Here is a 14,255-nt window from a genome sequence, read left to right as displayed (position 1 = left end):
AATTGGTTAAAGGAGAGCAACGATGACAGTAGCAACCACACCCATTAACCATACACCTGCTGATATGACCCAGTGGACAGGCCGTGCTGAGCCGTTTGAGACTGCGCGCGCCCGCTACTGGTATCAGCTTGCCCAGCCTTATGAGGCTCAAAATATCGGGTTGGTTGGTTTTGCATGTGACCAAGGCGTCAGACGCAATCAAGGGCGTGTGGGTGCAAGGGCCGCCCCGCCATTGATTCGTCACGCGTTCGCTGCATTGCCAGTCATTGCCGAGTTGCAACAACGCTTTGACGATCAACTACCATCCTTACTCGGTGATGCGGGTGATATTCATTGTCATGACAACGACGGCTTTGCCGAGCGTACACTTGAGCAAGCTCAGATCAAGTATGCCGATGCAGTCGGCACTATCATCAAACAAGGTGGACTACCCATCGGATTGGGCGGTGGTCATGCCATCGCTTACGGTAGCTTTTTGGGATTGTGGCAAGCGTTAAAAGAAACAAATGACACGACTGTCAGCACATCCGCAGCACCGACAATCGGAATCATTAATTTTGACGCACATCTTGATATTCGTCAGTCTGATGTGGCGACCTCTGGGACACCGTTTCGTCAAATTGCTGAGCACCTTGACGCACACGATCAGCCCTTTCACTACTGCTGTATAGGCGTCAGTCGCTTTTCTAATACCGCCGCACTTTTTGATCGTGCCGAGCAACTGGGCGTACAGGTCATTAGCGATGAAGACTGTCATTATCAGCCTTGGGATACACTTGCCGAGCAGGTCAAAAGCTTCATAGATCAGGTCGATATCTTGTATCTCACCATCGATATGGATTGTTTGCCATCTAGTGTCGTTCCAGGTGTAAGCGCACCTGCCGCCTTTGGTATTGAGCTTGGTTTTGTTGAGCGTATGGTGAAGCTGATCATGTCATCAGGCAAAGTAAAAATGGCTGATATTGCTGAGATCAACCCGACCTTTGATGTAGATAGCCGTAGCTGCAAGGTCGCTGCTCGCTTACTAGCGACTATTGTAGAGCAGCACTTACTTGTCAGCTAGCTCTTACAAAGAAAAGGACTTAACAGGTTACTCGCCTCCCAATCATTAGGAGCATACTATGAATGAATCAGAAAATTTTAACGAGCAGACGCTCGACAAATTTACTATGACATCGTTTGATCAACTCATTATTAATGCCAATATAGCGACGTTCTCGGCACAATATGGTTTTGATATTTACGAAAAAGAAGAGACTGATAGCGTCCCATATGGTCAACTACATGACGCGGCTATCGGTATTAAAGACGGCAAAATTGCTTGGCTTGGGGCACAGGAGCAAATTGCTACGCATCTGCCTCATTATCATGAGAACCAAATCACAGACGTCGATGGTAAATGGATAACGCCTGGGCTCATTGATTGTCATACGCACATTGTCTATGGCGGCAACCGCAGCAATGAGTTCGAAGCGCGTTTGCAAGGGGCCAGTTATCAAGATATTTCTGCACAAGGTGGCGGTATTGTCGCAACCGTGAGCGCCACCCGCGCGGCCAGTATTGAATCGCTATTTGCACAAAGTGAAAAGCGTTTAATCGCCCTCATTAAAGAAGGCATCACCAGTATCGAGATCAAGTCCGGTTATGGCTTAGATTTAGACACTGAACGCAAAATGCTCACGGTCGCTCGCCAGCTTGGCGAAAAGCACGGCATTCATGTGAGTACTACTTACCTTGGGGCACATGCGCTACCGCTAGAATACAAGGACCGTGCGGACGACTATATCGAGCAAGTCTGCGAGTGGTTACCGATTCTGCATGCAGAAGGCTTGGTCGATGCGGTCGATGGCTTTTGTGAAAACATTGCGTTTAGTAGCGATCAAATCAGACGCGTTTTTGAGGTCGCGCGCTCATTAGAGCTGCCCGTCAAACTACACTCTGAGCAGTTATCTGATATCGGCGGTAGCGCATTGGTTGCCGAATATAAAGGGCTATCTAGCGACCATTTAGAACACTTATCAGAAACTGACATAGCGAAGATGGCCGCTAGCAACACGGTTGCGGTGATATTACCCGGAGCGTTTTATACCTTGCGTGACACCAAGCTGCCGCCGATTGAAGCACTGCGTAAGCACCACGTACCCATGGCGATTTCGACCGATTGCAACCCCGGAACCTCACCGTTAACGTCGCTATTATTGACGATGAATATGGGCTGTACGCTATTTTACCTCACCCCTGAAGAAGTATTGGCAGGATCAACAATTTATGCAGCGCAGGCTCTAGGATTATCTAATAAAGGAAAAGTAGAGGTTGGTTGTGACGCTGATTTAGCACTATGGGACATCGCCCGCCCTGCTGATTTGGCATACCAAATGGGTCTCAACCCTCTCCAAGGCATTATGGTTCAAGGACAATGGCGCGAGACCATATAGTCAAGCTACCTTTATTTATCTCAGTTAAAAAGCCCCAGTCATTCAATGATTAGGGCTTTTTTGGTAAAAATATTAAAAATTTTATGAAATTAAAGAAAGAAATGTTCATAACCTTAATTTAAATAGGGATTTACTATATCAATATCTTTAGTAAGGATTTATAATACCCTTTTTTAAACAGGGTTATTTTTGGCTAACTATAGTTCATAAATGAAAATTAACACACAGTATAGAGAAAGCGATATGCGTACAGATTCATTTCAACAGATATTGGAAGACTTAAACAGCTCATCAGCAGATGTTGAAGCATCCGCCCTAATCTCTAACGATGGTCTAATGATTGCTTCAGCTCTACCCACTGGCGTTGACGAAGACCGTGTTGGGGCGATGTCAGCGGCACTGCTATCATTGGGCGACCGTGCAGGCCGCGAATTGGCACGCGGTAGTATCGATCGCATCATGATTCAAGGCGAAAAAGGCTATGTGATTATGACTTCATCAGGCGAAGAAGCAGTGCTCACCATCATGGCAAAACCCAATGCCAAGCTTGGCTTGATATTCTTAGACATCAAGCGTGCTTCAGAAGCCTTGGCAAAACTCATTTGATTGATGGCTTTGGCTTTTAACAAGCGCCTTATCTATTCGCTTTTTAATTATTATAAACATAGTCGGTTCAATATGATTTGAATACAAGCAAGCCGAGTGAAAGCCCTATAAGTAGTAGACTAAGCAAGGCTGACACCGTATCCAATTTATAGAGGATTGACGACATAACGACTAACGAAGGAGATGACCATGGGTTCTCCAATCCCTGATGCACACAATCCTGAACTGCCTGCTGAGCAAATCACCCTAACCTATTATGATGGCACGTCGCGGACTGTCTATGATACGGGAATAGAACGCCCTTATCCCGACGGCAAATTGATTGTCTCGCGTACCGATCTGGACGGTATCCTCACTCACGTCAACGATGCCTTTGTCGAGATTAGTGGGTATAGCGTTGCTGAGCTCATCGGTCAACCGCAATCTATCTTGCGCCACCCTGATATGCCAAAAGCCGCCTATAAAGACCTGTGGGATACCGCTGAATCTGGACAAAAATGGCATGGTTACGTCAAAAACTTATGCAAAGACGGTAGTCACTATTGGGTATATGCCACTGTCGTGCCCAATGTTCGCCGCGGCGAAACCGTTGGCTATACCTCAGTACGCCGCAAGCCATCACGCAGCAAAATCGAAGCGGCGATGTTGCAGTACGCCCAAATGAAACAAGATGAGGAAGGCTAAATCATGACGACACACAATATGTTAATCGCCCCTGATTTCTCGCCTGAGCGCTTTGCAGGCTGGCATATGTTCAATACCTTGATTCAAAAACGTGCCAACCTAAACATGCACCTAAACATCCCAGCATCACATGCTGAGCAAGAAGCATTGATTGAGGCAGGTGATATTCAAATTATCTATGCCAATCCTTTTGATGCAGCCGCCCTGATACGTGAACAAGGCTACCGCGCCATTGCGCGACCTATCGGTAAGTCTGATGAAATGGTCATTGCAGCAGCGGCCAATAGCAATATCAACTGCTTAGAAGATATCCATGCGGGTGCAACTGTCGCCATGGCAGACAACCGCGACGTCAAGCTGATTGGCTTACGTTTGCTAGAAGCTGTCGATATAGAAGAATCTGATCTCAACTGGGATGTGACTGAGACCTATCAAGCCGCCGCCCGAAAAGTGATCAAAGGCGATGCCCAAGCTGCCTTTTTCTTAGCGGAGATCTTCCATAGCTTCTCACGCTTGACCAAGACTCAGCTATCGGTACTTATCGAAAGTGACTTGGCTGATATCAGTCATGTACTCCTGATCAAAGAAGACTTTCCCGATGCGCAAATCTTCCTAGAGACCATCCTCAATTTGCATAACGATGCAGATGGTAAAGAAGCCTTGACTGAGCTTGGTATGCCTCAGGGGTTTGAGGCAATGAGCGAAGAAGATGCCGAATTTATGATTGATTTGATGCAAACGCTATTGGACTGATCGCTTATTCGCTTTATTGATATCGCACTTCGTTTTACGGAATAAGGCGGTGACTTGTTGCACTTATTGCCATCACGGCTATGATACAAGGATACTATGATGTCTGATGTAGACCTGATTAAAAAAAATGAGAAAGTGGCGCACCGAGTATTTCGACTTTACTCGCGCAAGGTGTTTTTGGCACCCAATAACCGTCACTTTCATGAGCAGCGCATCAACGCCGCCTTACTGATGACTGAAAAAGAACCGTTACAAGGCGCTGTAGCGGACTTTTTCTATGGGTGTTGGTTTGATATTCCGTACGATGTCAACAATCTCTTTACGCGTATCAAGGATCGTTTGTATCCTGATGCCCAGCAAGGGTTTCGCGATTGTATTGATAAAAAGAGCTACATTCAGCGCAACAGTATGCTTGCTACTCGCTGGAGCGTGCTAGTGTCGCCGTCGCTCAATGAGCAGAAACAGCGACTGCGTATCAGTAGCGATGATGCCAAAGAAATCGCTAAAGACATCACAAGCGAGTTGATGCAAGCACGTGCTAATCAAGACTGGGGCACCATTGAGCAAATTGAAAATGAGTTTTTTGCCCATTGTACGGCACGCAACGATCGTCTGGCATTTTCCTTAGTGTGGTTTAGCTTGGGCAAAAGTGATTGGCAGTTTGATAAGCGCTGGGATAATTGCCAACAGCATCTTGATCAAACCATTAGACCTTCTACTACACGATAGATCATCATTTGTTTATCACCTTAAATATTTTTTGTCACCCTTTCATCACTACGGTAGCCGCTATGTCTTCTTACTTAAATGCTGATAAAACCTATCTAACCCTCACGCCTGCTGGTATTTTTGAGGCGTTTTCACAAAATGAGCCGACTGACGAGCAGTTGGCGCTACAAGATTTATTGTCTTATGGGCAGACACTACTCGCTGCTGATTGGTTACAGCGTTATTCTGATATCTGGCTACAGAGCTTTATAGAGCAAGGCTGGATTGAAAAACTGTCTTTGCTTTTACCTGCACCCAACTTACCTTTAGATCAGTTTTTGCCTTATGTGGTGGCAAGCTTGTCTGGCAAACGCCGTGCAGCGATCGGCTCTGATGAAGGGTTTTGTCTGGCTCGGATTGGCTACAGTCAAGAAGAAGCGGACATGCTCAGTGTCGCCGCCGCTGACTTTTCGGGCTTTATGCTCCGCCAAAAACAGCGCGGCTGGGCAGTAGAGAGTCAAGCGATTTCGTTTTTTCAACAAGTTGATTTGCTCATTCCTGAGACAAACTTTGTGTTTTTATGGATTGATGGCGCGGGCTATGTGCTTATTATCGATGGTGAACCTTTAACCAACAGTCGCGCCTTTGTAGAGCTAGTATGGGCACTCAAGACGTCTGGACTAAAATTTCTTAGCTGATTAAATTAAAAATATCAAAGATACACTCCATATTAGATTCGTGCGCTTATATCCACTAAAGCGCACAATATTTTTCATTACTCTTTATAAATTCTCACACATCAACGCTTCTCGTCCTTTTTTCGATGCCATGCTTTAGTTGTAGCTAAGCTGATGCAGCAATAACAATACCTTCAGAATTAACAATAACTTGTCAATATTTGAGGCATACTCTTCTCACGCTTATCTTATTGCCGATTAAATTTCTGCCAGATGTCAGCTTCTACAAAATCGAGTTTTACATCATTTCCAAGATTTAAATTATCGCCTCCAACGTCCTACCTTACTGAAAGTGGCACCCTCTGCCAGGCTTTGCATTCTTGCTTCTTTTTTAGGACAGTTTATGACTTCACTGACCACCGTGCGCGTGCGCTATCAAACGATCGAAATTGGCAACACTGACATTCATGTGTGCACTTTGCGTGACAATCAACAATTTAGCGACCCTAATGATGAGGCGTTAAATTTGGGTATTTGCTCGGCGTCTTGGCCGATGTTTGGCGTCATATGGCCGTCCAGTTTGGTGCTGGCCAATCATATGCTCGATTACAATATCACGGGTAAACGGATTTTGGAGGTGGGCTGCGGCATGGCGCTATCGAGTCTACTGCTCAATCATCGCCATGCGGACATCACAGCGACCGACTATCATCCAACGGTTGAGTATTTCCTTGATAGAAATACCACGCTGAATAATAACAAAGATATCAATTTTGAGCGTTTAGACTGGGCAGAGGACAATAGCCACCTTGGCAAGTTTGATATGATTATTGGCAGTGACTTGCTCTATGAAGATCAGCACATTGATATACTGGCGGAATTTATCGAGCGCCATGCCTTACCGACCTGTGAGGTCATCGTAGTCGACCCTGGCCGTGGCCGCAAAAACAAACTGACCAACAAGATGATTGAGTATGGCTATAGTAGTCAACACATCAAACCTGAAAATACGACTTATCTAGAGTTGCCGTTCAAAGGGCATATTTTGACATTTTCAAGAGCAGCCGTATCAGATGAATAGTCAGATAAATAGAATGCGTTATGCTCTAAGGACTTGCCATTGCTGCCGCGTAATTTTGTACAGGACATGCTCAGCAAGTGGGTGCTTAGCATCAAGCATAGGATGATAAAAATCTTGCTGCATGTTAGTCATATCAAGGCGCTCCATAAGTTTTTGCGAGCGTTTATTGATAACGGCAGTAAAGGCAACGACGTCGCTAAGTTCTAATACCTCAAAAGCATAGCGCAAAGCAGCATGCGCTGCCTCTGTCGCATACCCTTGTCCCCAATACTCACTACGCAAGCGCCAAGCAATCTCAACAGCAGGAGCAAATGGCATATCAGCATGTACCTCATTTAACCCAACCATACCGATAAAGTCATCACTTTTATCTGAGCTGTCTTTGCGACTCACCGCCCAAAACCCCCATCCATTATCCTCAATCAGCGTCTGGCATTTTTTGGCGATAATGTTACTCATAGAAGTGGTTAATAATTTAGGAAAGTATTCCATTACTTCGGGATTGGCATTCATCTCAGCGAATGGCGTAAAATCACTCGCTTGCCACTGTCTAAGGTACAGTCGTTCGGTTTCTATCATGCTTGTCATTTCGGTCGCTTAATACTTATTATCGCTAGGATTTCTCATCCAGCCAGCCTCGTTGCTTGGCATAGATAAGCTGATCGGGCGTATCAATATCATAGGTAAGATTATCGTTGATCACTGTACCTATTTGATCGGCTGGTAACCTTCTAATCAAATATCGTAACCCTTTATCTCCTACTAACATTGCCTGCCATTGTTTAAGCAGCTTATAGTTAATTGCTAAAGGTAGACCAATGATATGGTTTGCAGGTTTTCTAGTAGCAGAGTTTTTATTAGATTCCGCTTCGTCCAAATTTTGATGCTTTTCTAAACGCTGCCAACTACAATAGCCACTTGCCACCACGGTTTGATCGCCAGCAAGTAATGCGGTCAGATGTAACTCATCTAATGAAACCTGATCAATCCCCATAATAAGCACTTTCTCGATTGAATCAGCATCAAGACTGGCAATTTCAAAACTAGCAATGGTCTCAATACCCAAATACAAACTGCCCGCCATGCCGGTGTCAGGTTTTGAATTTAGCACCGCTTGAACCGCTGGATATTGTATAGCCAGCTCTGTGACTGCACTGGCAATTGCAGGATGCTTATCAGGAATCACCACGACAATGGATTGCGGATTAGTGCTCACTGCCAATCGGATCATATAATTAATCAACGGCTCGCCATTCTTAATAAGTAGTTGCTTAGGTTGTCCTAAACGCTGACTGAGGCCACTTGCCAATATGATGACCGCATGATTTTGCTCCTGTCTATCATTGTCTTCTAAAACTATACTATTCATACGGTACTCGGCACAATATCAGCATCCGTATTACCAACGCTTTTTGCTACATTCGAGCCCTCACTGTGAGAGCCTTCTACTGATGCAGCTTGCCCATGCATGACTGCATTCACCTGTGCCATGATGCCAAGCGCAAGAGCTTCAGGGCCATCGCCGCCTAGCTTATAGCCAATCGGATAATGCAACTTACGGATACCAGCAGCCAAGACGTCAGGTTGTGTGTGAGTGGCGCTTATCTCATTGATCAAGCGTTCGGTACGATAACGCGGCCCCAACTGACCTAAATATCTATAATTTTGCGAATGTCTTAGCAGTATCGCCAAGCGAGCGCGGTCTTGGGTCAGACTGTGAGACATCAAAGCGACCGCTGCATTATCACTCAGTGTCAGCAAGGTATCACTATCCTCTAAAGATAACGACATTACTGCATCTGCCTGAGGAAAACGCATACGAGTCGCATATTGCGTGCGGCTGTCTATAACCGTCACATGCCAGTCTTGTAGCTTTGCCATCGTCACCAGTGGCATCACGTCATTGCCCGCGCCGCAAATTAATAAACGCACTTGTGGTTGCAAGCGTTGTACGAGCCACTCAGTAGTTACCTCATTCGTTTCTATGGTCACGTATTCGGTATTGCCCTCAGACAGCTTGTATTCTGCTAACTTTTCTACAATATCCACCATCGTATTCAAAGGATTTATCGCCTCTTGTTCTGGTAAGCTTCCCGAATTGTAATATTCCTCTAGATTGATGCGCGTGCCTATTCTTAGCTCAGCGCTTTTCTCTAGACTATCCGTTTGATACTGGGAATCCTTAGTACGAATCAAAGTAGCGACCGTAATCAGCTGCTGAGTTCGCCGAACCTGACGAACTAAGGCTAAGAATGGTACAGCTGTTGCCAAACGCTCAAACAGTACATGTACACGTCCATTACAACCGAGTCCAAAGTTCAACTCATCAAAGTCTAGGCCATCCAAGTCATCTAAGTCGTCTAAGTCGTCTAAGTCGTCTAAGTCGTCTAAGTCGTCTAAGTCGTCTAAGTCGTCTGCCTCAGCATCTGCGTCGCTCGTTTCTTTGTCGATCACAACCTGCGCTTGACCATTTTCGGTATATTCAACGTCATCACCGGTCTGATAGACTTGCACAGTAGCGCCGTCACGCGTGAGCCAAAAGGCACGCTTGATAATATGTGGCTCCAAGCAGCCTCCACTGATCATCCCAACCGAGCGGCCATCTTCACAGATGAGCATCATTGCACCAGCACGGCGATATGCTGAGCCCTCAGTATGTACGACCGTTGCCAATACAGCATCGACACCTTGCTGCTGAGCGTCACCTGCCAGTTGAAGAATATCAGCGACTTGATTCATAACGTCTCTTATTTAATGATTATTTTTTGATAATGTTGAAACATACTACCGATTAATTTACAAAAACCCGCTCAGTAAGCGGGTTTTCGTCATATATAAACTTATAAAACTACTCTGGCATCTCATACAGCAGCTTGTCGAGCGTAATTGGGAAATCGTAGACACGGACACCGACAGCGTTGTAGACGGCATTGGCAATCGCGGCAGCCGCACCTGCGATAGCCGTCTCACCGATACCTTTGATATGCATTGGGTTGGTATACGGATCATCCTCTTCTACCAAGATAACTTCCAACTGCGGTACGTCTGCATTGACTGGCACATGGTACTCGGCGAGGTCGTGATTACAGAGACGACCGTCACGTTTATCATGGATAACTTCCTCCATTAGTGCTGAGCCGATACCGAACACCATGCCGCCGTAGCATTGTGAGGTTGCTGTTTTGTGGTTAAGAATACGACCAGCGGCAAATGCACCTGTCATACGCTTGACCCGAATCTCACCAGTCACCTTGTGAACAGCGACTTCAGCGAAGTTAGCACCAAACGACGACTGACGATACTTTTTGCCATTCTTGCCTGGCTTTATCTGACCTTTAGCACTGACTTTTTGCTCATCATAGCCAGCGACTACTTCTGCAAGCGCGTAAGCATCTGTATTATCAAAGTCATACTCCTGTGATGCCGACTCTCCTGATAATGAAAGCCCTGTAGTTTGCGATAGCTTATCAATAGTACTATCAGCAAATGATTGACCACCCTTCTTAGCCGCTTCTACTGCCGTTAAATCATGCTCGCCTGCTTTTTTAATTTGACCATTGTCCAACTGAATGTTATCAGGATACAGACCAACTTTTTCTGCTAGCATTTCACGCAGCTGCTCGCAAGCTAGGTAGACACTACTACCAGAACTCGCAGCGCCCCAACTACCGCCTGAGCCTGATGCTGGTGGCAATGCACTGTCACCTAACTTCATTTCGACATGATCGATAGGCAGTCCTAGCAGGTCTGCAGCTACCTGAGAAAACACCGTATAAGACCCTGTACCAATGTCTGTCATATCTGTCTCGATAACAGCTTTGATACCGAGTGCTTTTGACTCATCTACCTGTAGGGTTGCACGTGCTTCAGATGCCTGTAATTGGTTGCCGCGAGCAGCAGCAGCCATGCCTGTACCTATCCACCAGTCACCTTCTAGCTGACTGGCAGGTTTTGCATTTCTTTTATCCCAACCGAACTGCTTAGCACCTTGCTCCATACACTCAATCAGCTTACGTGTCGAAAATGGAATGTCTTTGCTAGGATCTTTTTCAGGTTCATTGCGACGACGCAGCTCGATAGGATCAAGCGCTAACTGGGTAGCCAACTCATCCATTGCACACTCAACGGCAATCATACCAACCGCTTCCCCAGGCGCACGCATTGAGCCGGATAACACTTGGTTCATGTCTACCATTTCATAATTTACACGGCGGTTTTTGCCACTATATAGATAGTGTGTAGACAAGGCAGTTGGCTCAAAGAAAGCCTCATCTGGCAAATTACTAGAGATCGTATCGTGAATCAATGTATCGATCACACCGTCATTGTTCGCACCGATTGCGATACGCTGACGCGTGTTTGAGCGTCTGATTGTCGCCTCCATCACTTGTGGACGCGTCATAGTGATCAGCACAGGGCGACCAAGATCTTTTGCAGCAATCGCCGCCGCAATAGATTCAGGAGCAATACCAAGCTTACTACCGAACCCACCACCGACATAGTGTGCGATCAGTTGTACCTGATCTTTGTTCAAATCTAGAGCATCCATGACCTGCTGTTTGCAAGACGCGAGCATCTGATTGGCGGTATACAGGACTAGCTTATCGTCTTCCCAATGAGCCAACGTCGCATGGGGCTCCATCGCAGAGCTGTTTTGACTTGGCGTATGATAAAAGCGATCAACGGTCACTGCCGCATCAGCTAAGCCTTTATCCGGGTCACCTTGGACATAGTTTTTGTCAGAGCCTTTCTGCTCATCGACCGCGTGTGCATTAGAGAGCTCTTGAGTAAAGTTCAATGCTGCCTGATCAGTCTCGTCTGTATAAGTAACCTTGAGCGCCTTCGCGCCTTCTCTCGCTGCTTCGAAAGTCTCAGCGATGACTACCGCGATGGGCTGACCATGATAAAAAATCTCAGTCGCTCCCTGCGTCGGTGCTTTTTTTAATCCACCTTGTTGAGAGTTACGTAAAAAATGCTCAGGATCGGTCACAACCTTAATAATATTAGGAATGCCTTTGAGCGAATCGTTATCAATGCTCTTAACTCGCCCTTTGGCAATTGTCGCACCTACCAAGACACCATACGCTTTGTTGTCTAGATGTATCTCAGCACTATAATGCGCTTGCCCGCTGACTTTTAATGAGCCATCGACACGATTGATCGGCTTGCCGACTAGCTTACTTGCCGTTGAGCTAAATAGCGTTTCAACAGGCTCATCCATGGTCAGTTTTTTGGTCGGTTCTGACTGCGTGATTGATTGTAATAGTGCCATAATTATGCTCCCTCGCCCGCTAGTGCGCGCTGAATGACTTGTTTTAGTAGGCGACGCGTCAATGGTATTTTAAAGTCGTTCTGACCATTGCCTTTGGCATCACTCAATAGCAGATCGGCTGCCTGTGTGATGACGTCATTGTTGCCATCGGTATCTGTCAATAATGCTTCAACCGCCTCATTGCGCCATGGCCTAGTACCAATACCACCAAATGCCAAACGTACTGTGTTCAGCTTACCACTGTCATCAACATCTACCACTGCTGCACAAGAGACCAGTGCAAAAGCATAAGAGGCTCGGTCACGTACTTTGTCATAAGTATGTACACCCTTAATAGGAGCTGGCAGTACAACATGGGTAATCAGCTCACCTGCCTCCAATACATTTTCGATATGCGGCGTGTCTTTTGGCAAACAATAAAAGTCTTTGACATCGATAGCACGAGTCGAGCCATCTGCTTTAACCGTCTCTATCGTCGCATCTAGTAAGCGCATTGCCACTGCCATATCGGATGGATGCTGAGCAATACATGAATCACTGGTACCTAAGACAGCTAGAGTACGGTTCTCCCCATTGATAGCAGGACACCCTGTGCCCGGTTCACGCTTGTTGCAAGCGCTGTCTGTTTGATAGAAATAGTAGCAACGGGTACGCTGCAAGAAATTGCCACCTGTAGTCGCCTTGTTACGTAGCTGACCGGTCGCCCCTGCCAAAATTGCTCGCGACAATACTGGATAATTGGCAATCACGTCAGGGTGGGCGGCTAGATCACTATTGGTGACTAGCGTGCCAATACGTAAACCACCATTATCAGTAGTCTCAACCTGCTCTAATTCTAAACGGGTGATATCGACCAGTTTGATTGGGCTCTCGATCTCTAGTTTCATAAGATCTAATAAGTTGGTACCACCAGCGATAAAAGAAGCATCTTTGGTACTTGCAGATATTGCGGCTTGCTCTGGTGCATCAGCACGGCTGTATTCAAAACGTTTCATGAGCGGCCTCCTGTCGTACCAGTTACTGTTTCTTTGTTTGTATTCTTATTGGCTGCTGAAGCTTTACCAAGTTGCGTCTCGCTTGGCGGCGGTGACCAAATACCTGTCACGCTTGAATTTTGTGTGGAGGTGTTATTGGTCTGGGCAGCAGACTCTGACATCTCACTTTCAAGTACTTGTGAGATGGCTTTAATAATATTTGGGTAGGCAGAGCAACGACAGATATTACCGCTCATACGCTCAGCGATTTCTTGTACCAGTAGACCATCAGGATGTTGTAAGTCTGTGCTCACATGGCTTGGCCAATTTTGTTTTACTTCTTCTATTAATGCAGTGGCCGAACAAATCTGTCCTGGTGTGCAATACCCACACTGAAAAGCATCGTTATCTTTAAAGGCTTGCTGCAACGCCGAGAGCGAGTCTGGCATCCCAATACCTTCGATCGTCGTAATGTCATCGCCATCATGCATGATGGCAAGTGTAAGACAAGAGTTGACACGGCGACCATTGATAAGCATGGTACAAGCACCGCATTGACCGTGATCACAGCCTTTTTTGGGTCCAGTAATTTGTAGATGCTGACGACAGACGTCGAGCAGTGTCGTACGGGCGTCAAGATTCTCGAGCTGATAATCCTGCTTATTGATTGTTAACGTCAAGGTAGACATGCTGGCTTCTCGCTGGCAGATGAATATAATGGGTGAAAAGATCGCCTTGTAGCTACAGCGACAATAAATCCATTATGACGTACCAAAAAACTTGTTTTGTTTTTACTTTGTAGTTATTACAGTGTAGTTTTTAAACCGTAGCAAGTTCTGTAAGCGAGCATTACCAATAGCTGCAGGTTAATTGATAATCATTTGCATCAACTATAATTAACCACCTATTGATGCCTAATATAGGTTGGTTGTTGTCTATAAGTACTCAAATTTAGGCTTGATAATCTGACAATATACTTTGTGATGCGAGCAATACGTTCTTAGAAAAAGACAGCAGATTGAATAAATTTTGATAAAAAAAAGCTCTATAAACGAAAGCTTATAG

14 protein-coding genes are annotated in these 14,255 nt (G+C 45.8%); 8 read left to right on the top strand and 6 right to left on the bottom strand.

Features of this window, described 5'->3' with window-relative positions:
- Positions 1 to 22 precede the first annotated feature (22 nt).
- From hutG to ACTXGL_RS07265, 8 genes are all read left to right on the top strand, one after another.
- Positions 23 to 1,063, top strand: coding sequence for a formimidoylglutamase (gene hutG / locus ACTXGL_RS07300; protein ID WP_443525900.1), 1,041 nt, complete (start codon positions 23 to 25; stop codon positions 1,061 to 1,063).
- A gap of 58 nt (positions 1,064 to 1,121) precedes the next feature.
- A complete protein-coding gene (gene hutI, locus ACTXGL_RS07295) occupies positions 1,122 to 2,435 on the top strand; it encodes an imidazolonepropionase (protein ID WP_443525899.1) in 1,314 nt (437 codons plus the stop codon).
- A gap of 243 nt (positions 2,436 to 2,678) precedes the next feature.
- Positions 2,679 to 3,041: a roadblock/LC7 domain-containing protein gene (locus ACTXGL_RS07290; protein ID WP_040641606.1), complete on the top strand. Its 363-nt coding sequence runs from the start codon at positions 2,679 to 2,681 to the stop codon at positions 3,039 to 3,041.
- A gap of 189 nt (positions 3,042 to 3,230) precedes the next feature.
- Positions 3,231 to 3,725, top strand: a complete 495-nt coding sequence (locus ACTXGL_RS07285; RefSeq protein ID WP_443525897.1) for a PAS domain-containing protein — start codon at positions 3,231 to 3,233, stop codon at positions 3,723 to 3,725.
- A gap of 3 nt (positions 3,726 to 3,728) precedes the next feature.
- Complete coding sequence (locus ACTXGL_RS07280) at positions 3,729 to 4,478, top strand: PhnD/SsuA/transferrin family substrate-binding protein (protein WP_443525895.1); 750 nt, start codon at positions 3,729 to 3,731, stop codon at positions 4,476 to 4,478.
- Positions 4,479 to 4,577: 99 nt separating this feature from the next.
- Positions 4,578 to 5,207, top strand: a complete 630-nt coding sequence (locus ACTXGL_RS07275; RefSeq protein WP_443525893.1) for a hypothetical protein — start codon at positions 4,578 to 4,580, stop codon at positions 5,205 to 5,207.
- Positions 5,208 to 5,269: 62 nt separating this feature from the next.
- On the top strand, positions 5,270 to 5,884 hold the full coding sequence (locus tag ACTXGL_RS07270; protein ID WP_443525891.1) for a hypothetical protein: 615 nt from the start codon (positions 5,270 to 5,272) through the stop codon (positions 5,882 to 5,884).
- 382 nt (positions 5,885 to 6,266) lie between these two features.
- Positions 6,267 to 6,944, top strand: coding sequence for a class I SAM-dependent methyltransferase (locus tag ACTXGL_RS07265; protein WP_443525889.1), 678 nt, complete (start codon positions 6,267 to 6,269; stop codon positions 6,942 to 6,944).
- An 18-nt stretch (positions 6,945 to 6,962) separates the two neighbouring features.
- Here the strand turns inward: ACTXGL_RS07265 and ACTXGL_RS07260 are convergent, their stop codons facing one another.
- The 6 genes from ACTXGL_RS07260 to ACTXGL_RS07235 all read right to left on the bottom strand — a co-directional run bounded on the left by ACTXGL_RS07260 (position 6,963) and on the right by ACTXGL_RS07235 (position 13,879).
- The gene (locus ACTXGL_RS07260; RefSeq protein ID WP_443525888.1) at positions 6,963 to 7,523 is read right to left on the bottom strand and encodes a GNAT family N-acetyltransferase; all 561 of its coding nucleotides are present in this window, start codon (positions 7,521 to 7,523) and stop codon (positions 6,963 to 6,965) included.
- Between the two features lie 34 nt (positions 7,524 to 7,557).
- On the bottom strand, positions 7,558 to 8,313 hold the full coding sequence (locus ACTXGL_RS07255) for an NTP transferase domain-containing protein (RefSeq protein ID WP_443525886.1): 756 nt from the start codon (positions 8,311 to 8,313) through the stop codon (positions 7,558 to 7,560).
- Entirely contained in the window at positions 8,310 to 9,683 is a 1,374-nt protein-coding gene (locus ACTXGL_RS07250; protein ID WP_443525884.1) for an XdhC family protein, read from the bottom strand. Before ACTXGL_RS07250 ends, ACTXGL_RS07255 begins: the two co-directional genes overlap by 4 nt.
- A 109-nt stretch (positions 9,684 to 9,792) precedes the next feature.
- Positions 9,793 to 12,216, bottom strand: a complete 2,424-nt coding sequence (locus ACTXGL_RS07245) for a molybdopterin cofactor-binding domain-containing protein (protein WP_443525882.1) — start codon at positions 12,214 to 12,216, stop codon at positions 9,793 to 9,795.
- Between the two features lie 2 nt (positions 12,217 to 12,218).
- Positions 12,219 to 13,211 carry an FAD binding domain-containing protein gene (locus tag ACTXGL_RS07240; protein WP_443525880.1) on the bottom strand — a complete coding sequence of 331 codons (993 nt, stop codon included), beginning with the start codon at positions 13,209 to 13,211 and terminating at the stop codon, positions 12,219 to 12,221.
- A complete protein-coding gene (locus ACTXGL_RS07235) occupies positions 13,208 to 13,879 on the bottom strand; it encodes a 2Fe-2S iron-sulfur cluster-binding protein (protein ID WP_443525879.1) in 672 nt (223 codons plus the stop codon). The genes ACTXGL_RS07240 and ACTXGL_RS07235 overlap by 4 nt, the downstream gene beginning before the upstream one ends.
- Between the last annotated feature and the right edge of the window lie 376 nt (positions 13,880 to 14,255).

This window comes from Psychrobacter sp. T6-6 (assembly GCF_052258185.1).
In the GTDB taxonomy this organism is placed as follows: domain Bacteria; phylum Pseudomonadota; class Gammaproteobacteria; order Pseudomonadales; family Moraxellaceae; genus Psychrobacter.
This window is presented reverse-complemented; position numbering and strand designations above follow the sequence as displayed.

What these genes read in the sequence shown, in the direction of transcription:
- hutG (WP_443525900.1), top strand. Translation starts at nt 23, where the DNA reads ATGACAGTAGCAACCACACCCATTAACCATACACCTGCTGATATGACC.
- hutI (WP_443525899.1), top strand. Translation starts at nt 1,122, where the DNA reads ATGAATGAATCAGAAAATTTTAACGAGCAGACGCTCGACAAATTTACT.
- ACTXGL_RS07290 (WP_040641606.1), top strand. Translation starts at nt 2,679, where the DNA reads ATGCGTACAGATTCATTTCAACAGATATTGGAAGACTTAAACAGCTCA.
- ACTXGL_RS07285 (WP_443525897.1), top strand. Translation starts at nt 3,231, where the DNA reads ATGGGTTCTCCAATCCCTGATGCACACAATCCTGAACTGCCTGCTGAG.
- ACTXGL_RS07280 (WP_443525895.1), top strand. Translation starts at nt 3,729, where the DNA reads ATGACGACACACAATATGTTAATCGCCCCTGATTTCTCGCCTGAGCGC.
- ACTXGL_RS07275 (WP_443525893.1), top strand. Translation starts at nt 4,578, where the DNA reads ATGTCTGATGTAGACCTGATTAAAAAAAATGAGAAAGTGGCGCACCGA.
- ACTXGL_RS07270 (WP_443525891.1), top strand. Translation starts at nt 5,270, where the DNA reads ATGTCTTCTTACTTAAATGCTGATAAAACCTATCTAACCCTCACGCCT.
- ACTXGL_RS07265 (WP_443525889.1), top strand. Translation starts at nt 6,267, where the DNA reads ATGACTTCACTGACCACCGTGCGCGTGCGCTATCAAACGATCGAAATT.
- ACTXGL_RS07260 (WP_443525888.1), bottom strand. Translation starts at nt 7,523, where the DNA reads ATGATAGAAACCGAACGACTGTACCTTAGACAGTGGCAAGCGAGTGAT.
- ACTXGL_RS07255 (WP_443525886.1), bottom strand. Translation starts at nt 8,313, where the DNA reads ATGAATAGTATAGTTTTAGAAGACAATGATAGACAGGAGCAAAATCAT.
- ACTXGL_RS07250 (WP_443525884.1), bottom strand. Translation starts at nt 9,683, where the DNA reads ATGAATCAAGTCGCTGATATTCTTCAACTGGCAGGTGACGCTCAGCAG.
- ACTXGL_RS07245 (WP_443525882.1), bottom strand. Translation starts at nt 12,216, where the DNA reads ATGGCACTATTACAATCAATCACGCAGTCAGAACCGACCAAAAAACTG.
- ACTXGL_RS07240 (WP_443525880.1), bottom strand. Translation starts at nt 13,211, where the DNA reads ATGAAACGTTTTGAATACAGCCGTGCTGATGCACCAGAGCAAGCCGCA.
- ACTXGL_RS07235 (WP_443525879.1), bottom strand. Translation starts at nt 13,879, where the DNA reads ATGTCTACCTTGACGTTAACAATCAATAAGCAGGATTATCAGCTCGAG.